The organism is Bacillus sp. HY001 (assembly GCF_007558965.1).
Lineage (GTDB): Bacteria > Bacillota > Bacilli > Bacillales > Bacillaceae_G > Bacillus_A > Bacillus_A mobilis.
Window position 1 is genome coordinate 73,034 of the sequence record NZ_VLTE01000001.1, and the last position, 18,849, is coordinate 91,882.

Consider the following 18,849-nt stretch of genomic DNA (forward strand, 5'->3'; position numbering starts at 1 on the left):
ATACTTTCATTTTATCCCCAGCAGGCGAATGATAGTTTCAATAAAATCCCTTAACAGACATTATTTTATAACCAATTGCAATTGCCGTCAAAAGCACTTAAACCCTACTACTTTTCAAAAAACAGATTAGGATACCTTTTACTCATTTTTTTCAACAAGAATGATTTTTATAATTTTCATAACGATCAAGTATCTATTAAATAAATCCTGTTTCTTTTTACTTTTTCTCGTTAAAAATATTAACATTTTTATATTCTTACGATACTATAGATGTAACCTTTTACATTGAAGGGAGTTTTATTTGGAAAAGATTGCTCATAATAAAGAAGACAAAAAATGATGAAGAAAAACGAGAGTACATATGATATTCAGCAAATGGAATATATTTTGAAGAGCTAGAAATAACACTGCTAGAATGGCTTGAAAACATAGTTAAAAGATTAAAACAAACAGTACGAGTTTATTAGATCATACGTTAAAGGGGATGAACGAATTGTTACACACGTTTGTTTACGATAAAGCGAAGTACCATTATGAAGGTGATTTTCCTGAGGACTTACCAATTGATCAAGCTTTTGTACATACTGGTATGTTTTTAGGATGGATAATTGAACATCATTTATGTAGTGAAGAATTTGAAGAAGAGTCTCAAGACGAAATTAAACAGTTTAAACTTAGACAAATAACTGGCACAGAAATTTATATGAACTGGGATGGTGTTTTGGCAGACGACATGTTAAATGAAGAGGGAAACCAATTCGCGATGTATTACTTTAATAATGATGAGGAATGGAAATATATAAGTGATTACTCAGACGTTTTTATAGACGAAGAAACTCTCTACCACGTGAAAGATACTTGGGAAAACTATTTCAAATTAAAAGAAGTTATTGATAATAGCTATAATTTTTGGAAAGACAACTTACAAAATAAATAATTATAACAAGTCGGTTTCTTATTTTAATAAGGAATCGACTTTTTTAATAGTAAAATATTTTTTATTTTAGCTTCTATTACAAATTCCCTTTAACGTTTTCAACAATTTCGTTTATCGTATTTCGATCAAACTTATCACTAATTTCGTATGGCTCACGGTCTCTTACTAATTGTACGCCTACGATATCATTGCGGTCCTTACCAAATTGCACTTCAATAATAGCTCCCCGCTCTACTTGTTTCCAAACGAGACTTGCTTCATCTTTATTATCTAAAATTATACAGTCCTCAATATTTTCATCAATACCTATTAACTTGTTGCCATCTATAAATCCAACCTCGTATTGTTGACGTTCTTTCACTTTGCTGCTTACTACTATACCTTTGCTACCATATGAGTAATCCTTATAATCCTTTTTCTCCGATTGTGCCGCCTTCGTCTCTTGCGCTTTAGTTTTTTCAGCGTTCCCACAACCGATGATAAGACTAATTGGCATCACCGTAGTTAGTACTACTCTAGTAAATTTCTTTATCATTTATAAACAACTCCTCATACTTACATTTAAATTCCATTTATCAATTTATTAAATAATAACATGATATAAAATAGGCAAAGCCAACGATAAAATATTAGTTGCATTCCCACATTTTAATTAAGGACCAGGCCATTTAAACCTAGTCCTACATAACTTTACCTTTGCTTCACATATTTAATTGTATTGAATGAAGCCTCATTAAATAATCGTAAGTTTTCCCCATCATAATCTTGAACTTTATATGCTATTTTCTTTTTTTGAATTGTATCTTCTACACCGTCTACTAAACGTTTATTGAGATGTAAATAGATTGTAAAAGCTTCCTTATCATATTCCCAAGTGCCTTCAATATAATTCTTTTTATTTGGATACTCACCTTTACCATACGTTTCAAATGTCTTATCACCTTTTAGAATGAGTGACATAATGAAACCGTCTGTTTCTTTGAATCCCCAATTACCGATTAATTCCGTACCATCTTTCACATTCTTCATAACGTTATCCGTATTAATTCCAGCTTTCTTATCTAACTCTTTCAAATCTTTCACAGATACTGTACCGTCACCGATTTTAATATCTCCTTCAAGATCTTTGAATGCCTTAAGCCAGTAAATATCTCCTTCTTTCACTAACTTTTCGGATTTCTCCATTAACTCTTTATCAGTTTTATCACCTTTTTCTCTTTTTTCTTTTCGGGTGAATACTTCATTTATTAAAGAAAAAGACTCTCTAAAATAACCAATTGCTTTTCCAAAATCCTTTTGTTGATTTACATACTCTGCAGGCGGATCTATCGACTCAAATTTATCTAACACTTTATTTAATTCTTTCACACTATCTACTATATCTGATTTCTTTTTCTTACCGTCAAAAACCTCTCTCGTAATGTTGTTATGCTCCGTAAACAACTTATCAAACTCTACCCCTAATTTATACACTTTATTAGGATAGTCTTCCTTTGAAACTTTTTCTTTCTTACTATTAGACTTCGATTCTTTTACTTTAGACTCTTCTGTTTTCTCCTGTTTAGAAGTGGTCGTTTTCTCAGACACTCCACAACCAAATAACAACATGACCGGAACTGCTACCCCTAGTAGTTTCTTTACATTCATGACTAATTTCCCCTTTTACTTCAATCGATTATTCTTACTATACCCAGCCTCTTTTTTTATCTTGTAATTAAAGTTACAATCGCAATAACTCCTAGAATCGGTCCCCAATATTCTATTTTTATAAAAAATAGTGAATGCTTTTTGTTAAACATAACTTTTTCACCAGTTTCAGCATCTATATAAACTTTTCCATTTGGCTTATTAATATATTTTCCTAAATACCAAGACATAACCCCTGATATAATTAACATTACCGCCATTGGCCAACTATGGTCTTGAAAATATGTAGCGTCCCCCGTTATAGATCCAAAGATAACCTTACCCAAAAGAGTATTAATAATTACAATAATTGCGACTAAAAAACCCCAACCAGACCAAATAATCATCTATTTCTCCTCCTAAAGCGCACAATTTTGTACCTTATGTTAATTTGAACTGCAAATGAAAACATCTAATAAACCGAATATTCAGACGTGAATAATTACATTTATCCTACATTCGATTCTAACTTTAGTGTTCTAAATGCAAATGAACCAGACATAATTTGTAATATTGTTGGAATAAGTAAAAAGAATAATGACATAAATAACATAACTATAGGAATCACAATCATACAAACTCCATAAACTTTATTATTAACCTTGTTTACTAAACATGATAAAATAAGCAACCCTATTTGAACCGTTAAAATAATAGAGTAATAAGCTAAAAGTTCATAATCAAAACCTTCCATAATATTAAACGCTACAACTATTAATAGTATGGAAATAATAATTCCTATGATGCCACCAATTAAACCTAGTACGAATTCAAGCGTTCTTTTCAATACAATCCCCCTTTTATGAGCCACTAACAACTTGTATATTTTTCCCATTCACCATCATACCAAATATTTATTGGAAAAACTATACATACTTTTCATTCTTCCTTACCTTACAGTGATCTTCTTACCATTATAGATAGCTTGTAGTAGTTACAAAATTAAAGTCTTCACAATTACTTACTGAATTTTCATATTGAAAATTATAAATTAAAACGATAGAATTATAGGATTTATTTAATTTAACTACTTCCTTAATTCGAGAGAGTATTTTATCATCATATGAACATCCCGTTAATAACATAGAAATGTCATCACTCGCTTCTTCTAACACTTCCTTTTCAATAAAATCCTCATCTACATCAATCATATCTATATTAAAATCAACAAAAAATCTTGCTGGTATAGAATCTCCTTCTTCATCATATGTAACATCGATATATGTATCTAACTGATCTTGCGTTTGCATATTACCGAACCATATTGAAACCATTCCGTGTACTTCCATTCATATCCTCCTCCATTATGAATATATATTCTCATTCATCTTACGCTTTACATACTCTGCAATTTCCATCTCCCCTCTTTCAACAGCAAACATATAAGCGTCCATTTCTTTCATATTATTACCAGAATATTTTATCGTTATATCTATCCCCTTCATAACTAGCAATTTAACAATCTCAAAATGCCCACTATATATAGCAGCAAACAGAGGATTTCGATCTGGCTCACTAGTATCCATTTCAACTTGATGTTTAATAAAGTACTCTACAATATGTAAATGTCCTTTCGTAGCCGCTCTTTCAAGTGCGTTTGTAGAAAAAGTTCCACACTTTGCATGAATATTGATTCCTGAATTGATTAAGTACTCTATTATTTCTAACTGTCCATGCGCTGTCGCTACATGTAACCACGTACCAAATGGTGTGGTATATTCCAACATCTTAGGCTCTCTCTCAAGTAAATCTTTTAATGTGTTTAATTGACCACTCTTTATGGAATCTCTAATTCTTTTCGCAAATTGAATCTTATCCATTGTATTTCTCCTTTAATTATTATCTTACAGAACTAACTTTATAACTTATCAACTACTTTACAACTCATGATTTTTATAAAGTGAAACTTTAATCAGTGGGGGTTTTCTTCATCCCCCACTGATTATTAGTTGAACCAATCGGACTTTTATGGGCAGTTGATCCCCCACCTAACTTCTTTGCTTTCGCTGAATTTTGAAGCGGGGGCCTTACTGCCCATTAAAGCGGGATAAAAACCATTTCTTCTTTCCTTTCAGTCAAATAGGATTATTCGGAAATTCATTGGCATACTTATTAATTAGCTCTTTATCATTTTCATCAATTGGTAATTCACCTAAGTATTTATGTTTCCAAATAATCATCTGATCACTAAAACTATATTCTGTATCGAACCAATTTGTATAATCGAAATGCATGTTAAATTCCCCACTATGTTCAACAGACATTGTAAAGGAATACCAAAGTTCTTGGTGGTTATCTTTGAAAACATTTCTTAATTCATCGCTCAATTCAAATAACTTTCTTTTATTCCTTCTAAATTCTATTTTATCAACAGCAAAGTAAAACGGGATTTTCACACTATAATTAAAATCTTCTCTATCTTCAGGTGTATTATAGTAAAAGTAAGTTCCCCCTCCAGTTTCTGATATTTGAGCGTAAAAATAAAATTTATCCCACTCTGCTGGAATCATTTCATTAACCGTCTCCGCTATCTCTCTATATAATCGATTCAGCTTTTTTTCCAATTAAATTCCTCCTATATGATTTTTACCGCCCGCTTTTTCTATATTATACCATTTCCCCAATTATCTCTGGCTTCATTTTATTCAACAATCAGATCGAATTTTGATAAACTTTAGAAAGTAGACATACCTCCAAAATACAATTAGTATTAACATTGAGAAGTATGAAAGACTGAAAAATATAAACTAGATAATTACACTTAAAAAGATTTTTATATTAAGGAAGGAAGTGCACAGCTATGGACTTTAAAACAGTTATGCAAGAGCTTGAAGCCCTCGGTAAGGAACGAACGAAAAAAATATACATATCTAACGGCGCCCACGAGCCAGTTTTTGGCGTAGCTACAGGTGCCATGAAACCAATCGCTAAAAAAATAAAATTAAATCAAGAATTAGCTGAAGAACTTTATGCCACAGGCAACTACGATGCTATGTATTTTGCAGGCATTATTGCCGACCCAAAAGCTATGAGTGAATCGGATTTTAATCGTTGGATAGATGGGGCTTATTTTTATATGCTATCTGATTATGTTGTAGCAGTAACTTTATCGGAGTCAAATATTGCACAAGACGTTGCTGATCAATGGATCGCAAGTGGGGACGAGCTTAAAATGTCTGCCGGGTGGAGTTGCTACTGTTGGCTTTTAGGAAATCGCAAAGATAATGAATTTTCCGAAAGTAAAATTTCCGATATGCTTGAAATGGTGAAAGATACAATTCATCATTCTCCAGAACGAACAAAATCCGCTATGAATAATTTCCTAAACACCGTGGCAATTTCATATGTACCACTACACGAAAAAGCAGTCGAGATTGCAAAAGAAGTTGGTATAGTTGAAATCAAACGTGATAACAAAAAAAGCAGTTTGCTACATGCTTCAGAGAGTATTCAGAAAGAACTTGATAGAGGAAGACTTGGTTTCAAACGTAAGTATGTAAGATGTTAAACAGATTCGTATCTGGGTGTCAATTCGATAAAGATTGACACCTTTTTTATTGAGATTATTCGACTATTAGATAAGCTCAATGACTTCATTAATAGATTTACTAAACATATCAGGATCTTCATTTTTCATTTCCAATAATAGTTCTTTAATGCTACTTGTAATGGATAAATCAAATTGCGAAAGTACTTTTCCATACACCGTTCTTATTTGGAGATTATTAAGTATTCTGTAATGTATAATCTCTACCCAGTCTTTAGCGCCGCTCATCATCGACGGAGCAGCTGTAGCAATACATTTCAATCCCTCTTCTATATGATTTTCATATAAGCCCTCTATCCCATGAATCAAACTAAACATCACTTCAGGTTGTTCAGTATCATCATCAAAGACTAAACATAAATCTGGAATAATAGAAACATCGTTACACTCAATCACTCGTATGCATGACTCATTAAACTCTTGTATCTCATTTTCATTTTCTAGCAAACGGTTATCATATAATCGATTTAAATGTTCTTTAGTATCCAAAAGAGATTATCCTTTCTTTTTTTCATCTTCAAAATATTCACTGTCCCGATAGATCTTTATCATAAATTCCATAAGTAAATCAGCTATTTTATTTTTAAAGTAATATACAGGCATTTATTGAAATGTATTGAAATTAAAAAGTAATATCCTGATAACCTACTTCAATTACCTTGTATTTGATCTCTTCATAGAAATGCTTATAGTACAAATTAGCAACTCTGTACAAACTACCTGTACGGCATAGAACCAATAAATTTTACCTCTAAACCATCAAACATATCTTCTCTTTTCGCTTCATTATATTTAAAATCATAAAGAACAATAGCAAAGTTAATATCTTTCGCTAAACTATCTCCATTTATTAGCTTTTTTATTTTAGGAGTAATTCGTTCACTGTAAGAAAAATCACTTAAAACATGTTCAACGTCCCTTTTATTATTCTCATAAAAACAAAATTCAATATTATCTTCATCATAATAACCGAATTCAAAGCTCGTCCCAAAATTTGAATGAACTGAATCACCATCTATCGTGTAATCTATATCGACATACTCCTCAAGATTTTGGAGTGATTTAGAAATTCCAAACCAAATTGAAGCCATTCCACTATATTCCACTTTCCCACCCCATCTAGCCGGTCTATAATTCATATAAACATTCTTCACTTTACTATTTTTGTAATCTCAAACTAGAAATCAACTCATTTAAACTATTCGAAACCTCTATAAACAAACCTCGTTCGAAATCCTCCAATTCGACTTTGCCACTTACATTATTTAAAACAACTAGTAAACCATTTCCTTCTACTCCTATAGGAATCTTATCTAGCTTACGATGATCTTTTTCATATCCTTCTAACTTACCTTCAAAATTCTCCAATTCTATATTTGGTAATACAGCTTCTAAACTAATATAATGGTCACCGATAAACCCATCCAAATCAGCAAACCAATATGAGTTAAAATAGTGATAAACCGAATCATGAAACTTAATCCCGAACCGTTCCTCAATTATTGTTAAATCCGTTTTAATATATTTCTCAACCGGTTCCCATGAAATTTCTTCTTCCTCTATTTCACCATGATATATAACGAAATTGACTTTTTCATTATATGGTGTTTTAAATAAGAAATTCAAACCTCTATCAAAATATTCTTTTCTTAATTTAAAATATGTACTCATAGGATTCTTCACTATCACCATACTCCTCTTCAATGCACCATACATTTTTTTCACTTTCAATTATTCATATAAGTTCTCAATTTCAATTAACCAAAAAGATCCCTTTTCCATACACTTTTCATCAATTTTTTCTAATTTTTCTTTCAACCAACTTATTGTACACTCTGGTATATTATTATCGATAAAGGCATCCTCACCATTTATCTCTACTGCCCTATCGATCATTTTTGAATATACTAATAAACATGCTGCAAATTGATGTATAGAAGAATTCATAAACACTTCTTTATACGCATCACTATTATTTAGAAATACTATATTTTCTTGCTTTTCAATTATACAAATTGGATTTCCAGAACCTGTTGTTCCTAAATACCAATATTTTCGAAACTCTTCTGGCATTTGAAATACATTTATAATAGACCTTACGAAAGACTGAGATGAAGTAAATTCTAAATATGGTGGCGGTGTTTCCGGTAAGCCTCCTATAGCCAAAAATCGTTTCACTTCAGCTGAAAAGTTTTTGTTTATTAATTCTTTTTCAGGAAATGTAATGAGTGGGCCATCTTTATTAACATCCCATTTCTCTCGAAAATCCTCTGGTAGTATCATTTTTTCACCTTCTTGATGTATTTATAACTTTTTACATTTAGTTGAGCTACTAGTTGTTTTTTTATTTTCTCCCATAAAACATCTATTAAAGCTTTCCGTTATAATAAAAATCACTCCTTAACAGAGTGTCATAGAATGATTCATCACATATATCGTTTTCTTATACGACTACATGTCCATAAAAATACTTTTTACCAATCTTCCATTCTTTCTTTGTTAGAACATCGATATATGACATCAACTCTCTATTTTTTTCATTTGTTATTATCGTATCGTATTGAATTGGACATTTGATTCCACTCCAAATTGATAAAACGGAAGGTATAGTAACAACATTATAAGTAGTTCTATCTCTTAAAGAACTCATAACTTCCGAAACTAACTCCTTTGCCAAATCTCCAGGAAAAGATAGTCTATTACGATAATAGTATTCTTGCGTATCGTTATTTTCGATAAATTTAGAATAAGCTTCATTAAATTCTTCTAACGATACTTCATAATACTCGTCCTCAATTCCAAGCATCCATGAAAGTTCATTTCTTATAGCTTTTTCAACAAAGGTATCTTCCCACTCTTCTAGTAATGCTAAAAGATATGGTACTACATGATATGAAAGAGTTTCACCAGCACTTACTACAAAATTATGAACTCCATCCTCTGAAGCACTTGAAAGGAATTTCAAATTATTCGTTTCTAATAAATCATCGTGAGTAGCTGCTGAACAAAATAGTCTAGTGCATAAATTCAAAACAAGCACATCTCGAGTACTATTCATAAGTTCGATTAGTAACCTCTTTACAGAGAAATCACCAAGCTTTAACAATTCATTAATTAAAATAAAGGATTCTTTCTCTGTTGCACTATCCCTTAAGTTAGACTTAAGAGTTTCTCTTGTATAATTAGAAACTTTTCCATACCAAATATCTTTTTTTAGATCCTCTAATTCCATCATTCTCCCTCCTTTTATTGCTACTTACATTTATACGAACCATTTTATATGGATAATATTATTAATCATGTAACTTATTTAAAAACTCCATAAAATTATTAGCAATATGGAATACATTTTCTCTTGCTCTTTCCTCTGCCTCCTCAGCCGTAATCCCTTCACTTTCCATCAATGTTTCCTTTTCCCATGCCCCCTCATGTTCCCAAAAGACAACAATTGGATCTTCTTTATGATTTTTATAATCAAAGCAAATTAAATTTCCTGCTGGATCAAATGCGAATGGCACCAATGCACTCGGTAATGTGTCATTGTAGTCATAGAATACCTCAATAATATTTTCATCATCATCCATATCATAAGTTAGTAATGTACCAAAAACTTTTCTCTTCCCCTCAATTTCAAATACTTCTGGGCTAACATGTGCTCCGTTATTCTTCATTACACATTCTATATAATCTAAAGGAAAATGAATGCCCAACTCCTTTTCCACATTCTTTACATTTTCTCGCAATAAAGGCTTATCTGGTAATCTCCATTCCACTTTATTCATCTCGCACCATCCCTCTGAATTTCCTTAATTAATTACTACACATCTAAAACAGTTATAAGAGACCTTAATAAATTACATTTAAAATCTTATTTATATCTGTCATACAGTCTTTCACTAAATCGTAAAAACCAACATGTACATTATCTTCATATACCCAAAAAAGGTCTGTTCCATATGGTGCTTCAAATATTTCTAGCATTTGAGGTGCAATTGAAGACATTGATTCTGCATTAATTATGCAAAAGTTTTTTGGATTGTTTACATATTCATCATCATCATCCACTTCTGAAAAGATGTTCCAACCATTTAATTGAGAAATAGAACTTTCTTCTCGAAAACTATATCGAATAGGTACTCCATTCAAAACATTTCTAGATACAATAAACCCTCCATATGCATCATTTCTATTTGTCATGTTCATACTCCTTTACAATATTAATAAGGCAATACTATTACAACTTCTAAAGTCAGCCAGTTCAAAATCACAATCATTAAACACTGCCCCTACTAATCTCTTTATTCTTAGCCTTATCCCTTTTACAATCTTTATTATCTCTTATCCATCTTACGCTTTATGTATGCAGCAATTTCTGTTCTCTTGTCTAATTATGTCTCTTACATTTGCAGAAACATGAACTATTCAATCGAAGATTTATAAGCAACCTTTACATTTTTTAATCCTTCTATTACATTATTTATTCTTATCGATAAATCTTTTATTTCCTCTACTGTCAATTCACCTTCTGCCTCTTGAAGGTTAAACATACTTAGCCTCTTTGTTATACCTTTAATACGTCCAACAAAAACCATATGATATTCGACTGCTATTTCGCCTATGGCAGTATCAACGATAACATCTTCAATCTTTCCTAAATTATCAAATTCATCCGCTAGTTTTGCTATAGCATATCGATCCCCTCTCTCTTCATCTAATAACTCTTCATACGCCTCCCGAATTGCATGAAATAATTCATTATACTCCCAATCTTTCATACATCCTCCCTCAAAAAAATCCCCACGCTTATGTGAAAATAATCTTTCAACACAATTATGAGGACTTCCTTATTTCATTACTATACTTTATACATTTTATTCGTTAGAATCTTCGTATTTCAATTTATATACTCTATCTCTTTTCTCATCACTTTTGACAAAAATAAGCTTTTCTTCTTTAACAAAACCTTCTAACAGTAAGCATACTTGCCCGTATGCTTTAGGCTTATTCGTTGTGAATCTCTCATCTGATATTTTACCAGCTCTTATTAATTGTTCGCATAACTCAAGTGCACTTATTTCTTCACAATTAATTAATTCTAAAATATCCTTTTGTAAGGGCGATAAAGGTACGGGAATCTCAGCTACCTCCACCTTTTCTCGTTTGTTTTCTTCTTCAAATAAATCTTCGAATGAAATTTGATTCATACTTCTTTTCCTTTCTAACGATTGATTTGTATAACATGAACTGAATCCTATAGCGTATGTATTATTATGTTACCTTTTTTCATAAATCTCAAACTCATGTACATCGTTTCATATAGTATATTTCGATTATACCAAATATACGTTCTGTTTTCTATTGTAGAATTCGTTATAATAGGGATGAAAGTAATAATGAACATTTTCTCGTTGTTAATTGTATACTCTCTGTAAAAAAATAGAAATACAATCTGTAAATTTGTATAATAAAATAGTACGAGTGAAATTTTATTATAGAAAGGTTCTGGTAATATGTTAGGTATTCATGTTGAAAAAACAAAAGATGAACTAATTATTTCATGGCAATTCTCTAAAATTCATATTCCATTATGTGAAATCACTGAGGTAACGGAAGATAATACATATGCTGGTGTTGAAGAAAAAAGCGCAATCCGAATTGGAACAGCATATGGTACAACTGATCGTATTTTAATTAAGACAGTAAAACAAAATTATTTATTATTCACTACTAATAGAGTATCCATTTTAAATAAAATAAAAGCTTAATTGTTTTTCTTCCTATATTTAAACGTTAAACACTTTCATTCTATTATAGGAAACGCTACAAAAGATTCGTTGATTACTCCTGCTCCTAATTCGGAAGCATATGGTGAAACTATATAACACAAACACCCTAGCTCTTCGCTAGGGTGTTCTTAATTTTATCTATAATACAGTAGTTCTACAATTGGTTTTATCAATCTTAAATATCCGTTTAACATACTTCCAAATCCATATTGTTTCCATAAATCTATTATTTGTTCAGGAACTTTACCTGTATACTTTTCAACAATCTCTTGCGACGGCTTTTCGAAACATATAAAATCACTTATCTTTTCCATAATATCCCCTTATCACAATTTATCTAATATTGAATTTACTTTTTCTAAATATAAATCTGGGTCGTCCTCTCTTATCTCAAGAAGAATCCCTTTAATTATTTGCTTTGTTGAATTATTTATATTTTCTAAAACATTCATATACGATACGACTAAACCTTTTGAATGTAAAAGTGTCCGATGAATTCTTTCCGCCCAGAATTCTGCGTGAGGTAACATTTTAGGAATACTAATAGCTAATTTGTATAGCCCTTCCTCTCGCCCGGAATGTTCAGCAATATAAAAAATCGTTTCAATAAGGTAGTCACCCGCTGATGGCTCAGCAATATCATCCTCAAAAATTATACATAGATCAGGAATTATATCATTTGTCCCTTTATTCGCTAATTCATTAAGAATACTCTCAAAAACTTCAATATCTTCCCCTTCATTCTCTAGAAAACGCATTTTATATAAAATGGCTATTTGCTCATTAAAATCCATTGATTTCTCCATTTTCTACTCCCACTCATTACCTATTTCACTAAGATATAACTATTACTGTACCCCTTTTAAAGGTTATTATTTTTCACTTTCTCAAACCACTCATCAGCAAAATCATTAGCCGTTTTTATATCATCGTTTGTATGAATTAAATCATACTCATATTCAGCTTTAAACTTACCACTCTTAGCATCGTATATTAATTTCATCTCAGTTGGCATATCTTTTTCGTATTCTTTGCATAACATTTCAATTCTTTCGATATCTTCACTTATAATTTGTAGAACCTGAAACATTCGTTCTGGAGATACATCATATCTTTTTTCTCCATTTTTCAATACATCATTAACCTTGTGACACTCTACATACTTATTGTTAATTAAATAAAAGAAATTACTAGAAATCATATCTTCTTCACATGAAGCGTACACATATACTTTATCCGCTCTATCTTCAACATATTCCAAACATATAGATATCATATCAGCTTGCAATTCACTAAACCTTTCCTCAAATTCTTTCATACTACTTTTTCGCTCCTTAGATTAAAAGTTAAATAGCAACGTCTTGATACCCCACTTCAGTTACTTTTTCATTTAGTAAACGTATTCCTAATCCATTCTCTGTATCCCACGTACAATCGAAAGTTATCCCAATATCTCGTTCTTCATGAATATCTCCATATGGGACTACAATTCCAACTAAAGTGATCCTCTTAAGTAATTGATCAATTGTTTCGATATGCGGATAATTTTCATTAAATCCAATATCATATCCTAATTGTTGACGCTCTTGCTTGTAATAGTCTAAAATCGCTTGTAAAAAACTTTGCTGCAATTGTTCCCAATTTTGCAATAATGAATTATAAGCAGTATATTGTCCTTCATCAAACTTACCGTCTTCTTCACCTTTCACTATCAATGCTATTTCAACTTCTTTTCCACAAAATTCAACGGTAATGTCCTTAACCCATCCATATGTATACTCAATCTCACCAAAAACTGCATCATTTATAATCATTTTTAACTCTCCCTATTTACTCCCTTGGATCCATATAGATTTCTCTATTCGTATGAAAGTTACCCTCTAATATTAACTGTTTTTTCCAGTCGTTTCTATACTCAGTATAGTACTATCAATTGCTAATTTTTCAATAAGTTTTTCGCCTTACCGTATGGAGATCTTTCTACTAATATATAAGGCAGATTTTTGTTTGGGCTTTATAAAAAATCCAAGCATTTTCTGCCTGTATCGCTCCATCATCGTGCCTGATTGTTCCCTCTAAAGTGAAGAGGCACTATTAAACTTTCTTAATATACTCATACACTTCTTTAGGTTTTATATTAAGCATGTGGGCAATCTCCGTTATTTTCTTTCCTTCTTCCTTCATCTTTTTTACTTTTCTCTCCATTGTTTGCTCATATTCTTCTGCAATATCAAATAATGGACTTAATAAAGAGTTCCATATTTCAAAATCAGTAAATTTATTTCTTTCCAAAAACTCATTTAACAATATATCCAATTCTTTAGTTAGTATCATTCTTTTACCTTCTAACACTTGTTTCTCAGTTAGAAAATCACCTATATCTTTCATAAAATTAATAAATGATTCCATGGAATCTGCAAGAAAATTGCCACCACTCCAACTATCCATTCCGTGCATGAGTGAAGATATAGGGTATCCTTCCTCACTTAAGTCAATAATAATTGGATCTCCACACATAGTTTCATATGCAATAACAATCCAATTTGCATCCCAAGTATCTTCCTCATCGGTTACAAGGGAGTTTCCATCGGTGTCAATACTGTATCCTACTTGAAATTCATCTAATTGCTCAAAAGAACATACATCAAAATTTACATACTCTCTAATTTTTTTATGTTCTAAGTTCATAAGTTCTAAATTTCTCTTAATCTCTACTTTTTGATGATAAGAATTAAATTGTATCATTGTCATTTTTACTACATCCCTATTCATACTTTATATGTATTCTTTTGTATCTGTTTGTTTACTAACAAACTAAGCCAAGAATATTAATAATAGATATTGTTATTTTTTCTTTGCTGTATTCCCTATAGCTATTAGAAAACAAATTACAATGAAACTATAACACCAAATTCTCTACATGTTCTCAAATGTCTAATAAGATCTTCACACCAACATTATTTACTAATAACTCGGTTAAAGATGGTGCAATTTTAACTGCATCCTCCATGCCCAAATTTCCAAAACTGTTATAATATATACCAAAACCATCTTTACCTTGTAGATAAATTAATGCACCCCCACCTTCATCATCACCAATTGCGAGTGAATGAAGAAGGTAATTCTGCACTTTATAAGCTTCATTCATTTCTATGCAATCCGAAGCTCCCCATATCCTAATATACATTTGGTCATTAACATTAATTTCAACATTTGAAGCAAGCTGAATCATTTCTATATATTCTGTAGGTACATCTATTACTGAGAAATGCTGAAGCGCTTTAATTTCTTTTTCTTTCGAAGGAGGTTCTTTATTATCGACTGTATACATATCACTGATGTTCTGTAGTATGTTCATTAATAATCGCCCCTTTCATACTTAGCATATAACTCTCCGTATTTACAGTCAAAATAAAGTAATCCATATCCGAATATGTATTTGCAGGACTACTATGTCGAAGGTATAAATACATTGTTTATAAGATCTGTGAAACCTCCTTTAATATTTCATCTTCCTAACTTAGAAACTCCCAATATCATTTTAAAATCCTACAAAACCATTACATTAAATTTCTAATCTTCATAAATTACCGATCCTATATACTTAAAGTTCCTACCATCCAGTTTTGCTTCTTCAACAAGTTCTCCATACTCAAAATCATATAACCTAATGACAGTATTGTATTGTTCTTCTAAATTTTCACCATAAAAGTCTATCAGTTCACTTATGATTGATTCAGAATACGAAGCATTCTGTAGTAATTCAGACAAAGAAGATGTAACATGTTCATTATATGTACATTCTAATAAGTCTTGGTTATACTCAATGAAATCTATTTGAAAATCAGTCATAAAACGCGAAGGAATCCTATTCCCCTCATTATCATATTTTATTTCTACATACTTTCTTAACACCATTTCGCTAGTACAATTTCCAAACCAAAGAGAAACAGCTCCTGGACTTTCCATATTAATCCTCCTTTCCAATTTTTCTATGTTCTAATGGTAATAAATCAGGCCCACTGTTTAAGATATAATGTAATCAGCTTCTTAAATTCTTTTTACGCAGCTAAACATTTAACTTTTTAATAATTTAAGATACTTAGTATTCTTCGGATTCCCAAAACATCTACCTTCTGATTTTGTATTGGCGATGCTAAAAAATTCTTTTGCAGTTTCTAAATCACCTAATTCAAAAGAAACTTTTCCTGCAATAAATTCCTTATCACCAGAATCTATACGCGCAAATCCAGTTAAAAATATTTTATCGGCCCACTCCTTTGCTTTTTTTAAATCATTTGCCATAAAACAAGTAGAGATAATATCCTTAGCTAAATGGTAACTCTCTTCACAATAAATACCTTTAGGATTAGGTATTATATCCCATGCCTCTTCTAGTAACACAATAGAATCATTATAGTTACCATTATGAAATTGTTCATTGCTTTTTTCCAAAAGACTTTCAAATTCTTCTTTTATAGGTGATTGTAAAATAGCCATATTTCCCCTCCTCAAATCATATCCTTAATCAATTCAAAATACTTATCATCCTCATTAAAAAAGAGTTTATAGCCGTCTAAAATGTAAGCTCTTAACAGATACTCCTTAGCTTTATCAAGCTCCCCACACTCGAATAAACTCTCTCCAAGTCTCAGTAAAATAAATGGATTTGCAATACCATCCGGACAGTTTAGCGCATTATATAAATTACTTTTTGCTTTCTCATACTCACGATTTAAAAAATAAGTATCTCCTAATGCTGTATAAATCCATGTACTTGTTTCCCAATCGGTCTTCGGTAACGGAACCAAATCCAGAGCAGCGATATAGCTCTCTATTGCTTTATCATCTTTTCCTTTTTCAACAAAAGCATCTCCTTCGTTACATAACTTTACAATTCGGTCATACACTTGATCGTTGAGTTCCAATATAAATCCCCCCATAATTATTTATTTGGTGGCAAGTAGTTTTCATTTAACTTTGTACCTGCGAATCGATTTAAACTATCATGATCTAATACATAATTATTGGAGTCTAACATCCATTCTCTAACCTCTGGGGACTTCGCTCCATAATATCTACCTGTATGTACTATTCCACCATGAAACTGAATCACTTCAATGAGCCATATCTGCTTGATCTAGAGGATACCATTTATTATCACTTGCCATAAATTCTAGTTTACCATCACTTTTTGTACGGATTTTTGATGAAATTGAATTTTCCATTCTTTCTATTTACTTCTCTACCCATATTGTAGCCATTCCCAGGCGTATTCCTCATTAGGTCGATGCCATTTTCCATTTGCATCTTGATAAAAGCCTTTAGGTACATCACCCGTACCCTTAACCCCACCACTCTCCAAATTCGAGATCCTACTCTGAATACTCGCCTTTAAGGCATCATGGGCTTCTTAGAATTTCCCGCTAGTTCGTTCCAGTTCTAGCGACACTTCCATCTGGCAGTATTTCTCCAGCTTTAAAGATTGGGGATACGGAGTCCGCACCTTTTGCTAATTTAATTTCAATTATATAATATTAACAATTTATTTTCTTTTATCAATATATACCGCGCATTATTCATCAAGTTTAAATATGTCTATGAAAAAAGCACTTGTTGTCAAAAATAACAATCAAGTGCTTTAAATTTATATATTTTATAAGTAACATTAATCCGTCACTATTCTTTTTTCAATAGTCCAACCAAAGCTAGTTGATTTGAATATTTTACATATTTACTCGCTAATAATGCATTCCTTAATTTAACAAAAAATATTTTAAGATTTATTTTGCTCTTCATATTCTTTCATCTCTTCGAATTTTCTTCGCTCATTTTCATTACTAGGTTTCTTCCCTAAATATTTATATTCAAAATAATCCACTCGGTCATTCGGTCCAAAAGTAGATTGATACCATTTAGTATACCCATAATGGATTTTTAATTTACCCTCAGATGTTACAATCATGTCAAAAGAATACCAAGGTTCCTGATTATTTTTTGTAAATATCTCTTGTAATTCTACACTTAAATGAAATAATTCATCATATTTCTTATCATATTCTTTTTCACTCACATTAAATACATCTGGTATATCATGGGAATATATATATTCATCCGACCTATCTGGGGTATTGAAAAAGAATAATACCCCACCCTCTTGGTTATGAATCTCTGCATTAAAATAAAAGATATCCCACTCTACGGGAATTGTATCATTTATTTTTTGAGCTATATTTTGATAGATTTTATTTAATTCTAATTCGAACACTTTTACATCAACCTCCTGTTTTATTAAGTATTTCACGTATTACCTTACGTTGACCTTCAATTTGGTATTTAATTTTAAATAAGTTTGGTCTTAGCGATGAACCTGAGTATACGGTTTCAATCTTTACTGACACTTTTTTAGGTGGCTTTCCACCTAATGCATTAGCCCACTCTTGCTCCATGTTATACCACTCTCCACCAGAGCGATTAATTTGTCTATTTTGAGCAATCAAATTATCAATATCTCCAGAACCATGGAATTGAGTTCCTATCAAGTGGCCACCATCATCATCAGGTAACCTATCTTCACGGCCTGCAGCCACTTGCATTCCTTTGTTTCGTTTTCCTTTTTGAAGTATTAATTCTCCTGCCTCAACATCTACTATTCTACCAAACTCATCTGTTGTATATTTATAACCATCCTCGGTAACATAACGCACGTTTGGTGCCAGTTCTTTTCTTCCATTTTTCCCTTTAATAATGTGCTTCCCAAGGTCCCCCTCTTGTATTTCCGTTATCTTAGGAGGATTACCCGTACCCTTAACCCCACCACTCTCCAAATTCGAGATCCTACTCTGAATACTCGCCTTTGAGGCATCATGGGCTTCTTGGAATTTCCCGCTATA

Annotated in this window: 30 protein-coding genes and 3 pseudogenes; 3 read left to right on the forward strand and 30 right to left on the reverse strand. The window is 31.5% G+C overall.

The window, feature by feature from the left end:
- Positions 1-493: 493 nt before the first annotated feature.
- Entirely contained in the window at positions 494-937 is a 444-nt protein-coding gene (locus FOT98_RS00335; RefSeq protein WP_063261422.1) for a DUF7832 domain-containing protein, read from the forward strand.
- A 76-nt stretch (positions 938-1,013) separates the two neighbouring features.
- On the opposite strand, the gene FOT98_RS00340 is transcribed toward FOT98_RS00335, so the two are convergent.
- From FOT98_RS00340 to FOT98_RS00370, 7 genes are all read right to left on the reverse strand, one after another.
- Positions 1,014-1,472, reverse strand: a complete 459-nt coding sequence (locus tag FOT98_RS00340) for a hypothetical protein (RefSeq protein WP_063261423.1) — start codon at positions 1,470-1,472, stop codon at positions 1,014-1,016.
- Between the two features lie 155 nt (positions 1,473-1,627).
- Positions 1,628-2,584 carry a DUF3994 domain-containing protein gene (locus FOT98_RS00345; RefSeq protein WP_063261424.1) on the reverse strand — a complete coding sequence of 319 codons (957 nt, stop codon included), beginning with the start codon at positions 2,582-2,584 and terminating at the stop codon, positions 1,628-1,630.
- 56 nt (positions 2,585-2,640) lie between these two features.
- Positions 2,641-2,970 carry a hypothetical protein gene (locus tag FOT98_RS00350; protein ID WP_063261425.1) on the reverse strand — a complete coding sequence of 110 codons (330 nt, stop codon included), beginning with the start codon at positions 2,968-2,970 and terminating at the stop codon, positions 2,641-2,643.
- A 101-nt stretch (positions 2,971-3,071) separates the two neighbouring features.
- Positions 3,072-3,410 (reverse strand): DUF4064 domain-containing protein, encoded by a 339-nt coding sequence (locus tag FOT98_RS00355; RefSeq protein ID WP_063261426.1) that lies wholly within the window; start codon positions 3,408-3,410, stop codon positions 3,072-3,074.
- Positions 3,411-3,537: 127 nt separating this feature from the next.
- On the reverse strand, positions 3,538-3,912 hold the full coding sequence (locus FOT98_RS00360; protein ID WP_063261427.1) for an immunity 22 family protein: 375 nt from the start codon (positions 3,910-3,912) through the stop codon (positions 3,538-3,540).
- Positions 3,913-3,927: 15 nt separating this feature from the next.
- Positions 3,928-4,443, reverse strand: coding sequence for an ankyrin repeat domain-containing protein (locus FOT98_RS00365; RefSeq protein ID WP_063261428.1), 516 nt, complete (start codon positions 4,441-4,443; stop codon positions 3,928-3,930).
- Positions 4,444-4,698: 255 nt separating this feature from the next.
- Positions 4,699-5,187: an antitoxin YezG family protein gene (locus tag FOT98_RS00370; protein ID WP_063261429.1), complete on the reverse strand. Its 489-nt coding sequence runs from the start codon at positions 5,185-5,187 to the stop codon at positions 4,699-4,701.
- A gap of 236 nt (positions 5,188-5,423) precedes the next feature.
- Here FOT98_RS00370 and FOT98_RS00375 point away from each other — a divergent pair, with 236 nt between their 5' ends.
- Positions 5,424-6,131, forward strand: a complete 708-nt coding sequence (locus FOT98_RS00375) for a DNA alkylation repair protein (protein ID WP_063261430.1) — start codon at positions 5,424-5,426, stop codon at positions 6,129-6,131.
- A gap of 66 nt (positions 6,132-6,197) precedes the next feature.
- On the opposite strand, the gene FOT98_RS00380 is transcribed toward FOT98_RS00375, so the two are convergent.
- The 9 genes from FOT98_RS00380 to FOT98_RS00425 form a co-directional block, all read right to left on the reverse strand.
- Positions 6,198-6,659 (reverse strand): Imm30 family immunity protein, encoded by a 462-nt coding sequence (locus FOT98_RS00380; protein ID WP_063261431.1) that lies wholly within the window; start codon positions 6,657-6,659, stop codon positions 6,198-6,200.
- Between the two features lie 227 nt (positions 6,660-6,886).
- Positions 6,887-7,309: an immunity 22 family protein gene (locus tag FOT98_RS00390; protein WP_063261432.1), complete on the reverse strand. Its 423-nt coding sequence runs from the start codon at positions 7,307-7,309 to the stop codon at positions 6,887-6,889.
- 19 nt (positions 7,310-7,328) lie between these two features.
- The gene (locus FOT98_RS00395; protein WP_180740655.1) at positions 7,329-7,841 is read right to left on the reverse strand and encodes a SecY-interacting protein Syd; all 513 of its coding nucleotides are present in this window, start codon (positions 7,839-7,841) and stop codon (positions 7,329-7,331) included.
- Between the two features lie 60 nt (positions 7,842-7,901).
- Positions 7,902-8,453, reverse strand: coding sequence for an SUKH-4 family immunity protein (locus FOT98_RS00400; protein ID WP_063261433.1), 552 nt, complete (start codon positions 8,451-8,453; stop codon positions 7,902-7,904).
- A 160-nt stretch (positions 8,454-8,613) separates the two neighbouring features.
- Entirely contained in the window at positions 8,614-9,402 is a 789-nt protein-coding gene (gene imm47 / locus FOT98_RS00405) for an Imm47 family immunity protein (RefSeq protein WP_063261434.1), read from the reverse strand.
- A 61-nt stretch (positions 9,403-9,463) separates the two neighbouring features.
- On the reverse strand, positions 9,464-9,952 hold the full coding sequence (locus FOT98_RS00410) for an SMI1/KNR4 family protein (protein WP_144290915.1): 489 nt from the start codon (positions 9,950-9,952) through the stop codon (positions 9,464-9,466).
- Between the two features lie 64 nt (positions 9,953-10,016).
- Positions 10,017-10,367: a DUF2185 domain-containing protein gene (locus tag FOT98_RS00415; RefSeq protein ID WP_063261436.1), complete on the reverse strand. Its 351-nt coding sequence runs from the start codon at positions 10,365-10,367 to the stop codon at positions 10,017-10,019.
- Between the two features lie 221 nt (positions 10,368-10,588).
- A complete protein-coding gene (locus FOT98_RS00420) occupies positions 10,589-10,945 on the reverse strand; it encodes an Imm3 family immunity protein (protein ID WP_063261437.1) in 357 nt (118 codons plus the stop codon).
- 96 nt (positions 10,946-11,041) lie between these two features.
- Positions 11,042-11,374, reverse strand: a complete 333-nt coding sequence (locus FOT98_RS00425) for a DUF3895 domain-containing protein (RefSeq protein WP_063261438.1) — start codon at positions 11,372-11,374, stop codon at positions 11,042-11,044.
- Positions 11,375-11,680: 306 nt separating this feature from the next.
- On the opposite strand from FOT98_RS00425, the gene FOT98_RS00430 reads away from it, so the two are divergent.
- The gene (locus FOT98_RS00430; protein ID WP_000900619.1) at positions 11,681-11,935 is read left to right on the forward strand and encodes a SunI/YnzG family protein; all 255 of its coding nucleotides are present in this window, start codon (positions 11,681-11,683) and stop codon (positions 11,933-11,935) included.
- Positions 11,936-12,117: 182 nt separating this feature from the next.
- Here the strand turns inward: FOT98_RS00430 and FOT98_RS00435 are convergent.
- The 14 genes and pseudogenes from FOT98_RS00435 to FOT98_RS00495 all read right to left on the reverse strand — a co-directional run.
- A pseudogene (locus tag FOT98_RS00435) lies at positions 12,118-12,270 on the reverse strand (GAD-like domain-containing protein); the annotation flags it as partial.
- Between the two features lie 12 nt (positions 12,271-12,282).
- Complete coding sequence (locus tag FOT98_RS00440; protein WP_063261545.1) at positions 12,283-12,750, reverse strand: Imm30 family immunity protein; 468 nt, start codon at positions 12,748-12,750, stop codon at positions 12,283-12,285.
- Between the two features lie 68 nt (positions 12,751-12,818).
- The gene (locus tag FOT98_RS00445) at positions 12,819-13,274 is read right to left on the reverse strand and encodes an immunity protein YezG family protein (RefSeq protein WP_063261440.1); all 456 of its coding nucleotides are present in this window, start codon (positions 13,272-13,274) and stop codon (positions 12,819-12,821) included.
- 28 nt (positions 13,275-13,302) lie between these two features.
- The gene (locus FOT98_RS00450; RefSeq protein ID WP_063261441.1) at positions 13,303-13,770 is read right to left on the reverse strand and encodes a DUF2004 domain-containing protein; all 468 of its coding nucleotides are present in this window, start codon (positions 13,768-13,770) and stop codon (positions 13,303-13,305) included.
- Positions 13,771-13,842: 72 nt separating this feature from the next.
- A pseudogene (locus tag FOT98_RS33250) lies at positions 13,843-13,964 on the reverse strand (SMI1/KNR4 family protein); the annotation flags it as partial.
- An 86-nt stretch (positions 13,965-14,050) separates the two neighbouring features.
- Positions 14,051-14,707 carry an SMI1/KNR4 family protein gene (locus FOT98_RS00460; RefSeq protein ID WP_063261442.1) on the reverse strand — a complete coding sequence of 219 codons (657 nt, stop codon included), beginning with the start codon at positions 14,705-14,707 and terminating at the stop codon, positions 14,051-14,053.
- 175 nt (positions 14,708-14,882) lie between these two features.
- Entirely contained in the window at positions 14,883-15,314 is a 432-nt protein-coding gene (locus tag FOT98_RS00465) for an SMI1/KNR4 family protein (RefSeq protein ID WP_063261443.1), read from the reverse strand.
- A 215-nt stretch (positions 15,315-15,529) separates the two neighbouring features.
- Complete coding sequence (locus FOT98_RS00470) at positions 15,530-15,925, reverse strand: immunity 22 family protein (RefSeq protein WP_063261444.1); 396 nt, start codon at positions 15,923-15,925, stop codon at positions 15,530-15,532.
- Between the two features lie 108 nt (positions 15,926-16,033).
- Entirely contained in the window at positions 16,034-16,456 is a 423-nt protein-coding gene (locus FOT98_RS00475; RefSeq protein ID WP_063261445.1) for a tetratricopeptide repeat protein, read from the reverse strand.
- An 11-nt stretch (positions 16,457-16,467) separates the two neighbouring features.
- Entirely contained in the window at positions 16,468-16,884 is a 417-nt protein-coding gene (locus FOT98_RS00480; RefSeq protein WP_000422368.1) for a tetratricopeptide repeat protein, read from the reverse strand.
- 17 nt (positions 16,885-16,901) lie between these two features.
- A complete protein-coding gene (locus tag FOT98_RS32180) occupies positions 16,902-17,072 on the reverse strand; it encodes a hypothetical protein (protein ID WP_161940840.1) in 171 nt (56 codons plus the stop codon).
- Positions 17,073-17,279: 207 nt separating this feature from the next.
- A pseudogene (locus tag FOT98_RS00485) lies at positions 17,280-17,478 on the reverse strand (hypothetical protein); the annotation flags it as partial.
- Positions 17,479-17,732: 254 nt separating this feature from the next.
- A complete protein-coding gene (locus FOT98_RS00490) occupies positions 17,733-18,224 on the reverse strand; it encodes an immunity protein YezG family protein (protein ID WP_063261446.1) in 492 nt (163 codons plus the stop codon).
- A gap of 7 nt (positions 18,225-18,231) precedes the next feature.
- On the reverse strand, positions 18,232-18,849 hold a 618-nt coding region (locus tag FOT98_RS00495), incomplete at its 5' end, for a DNA/RNA non-specific endonuclease (RefSeq protein ID WP_260850875.1).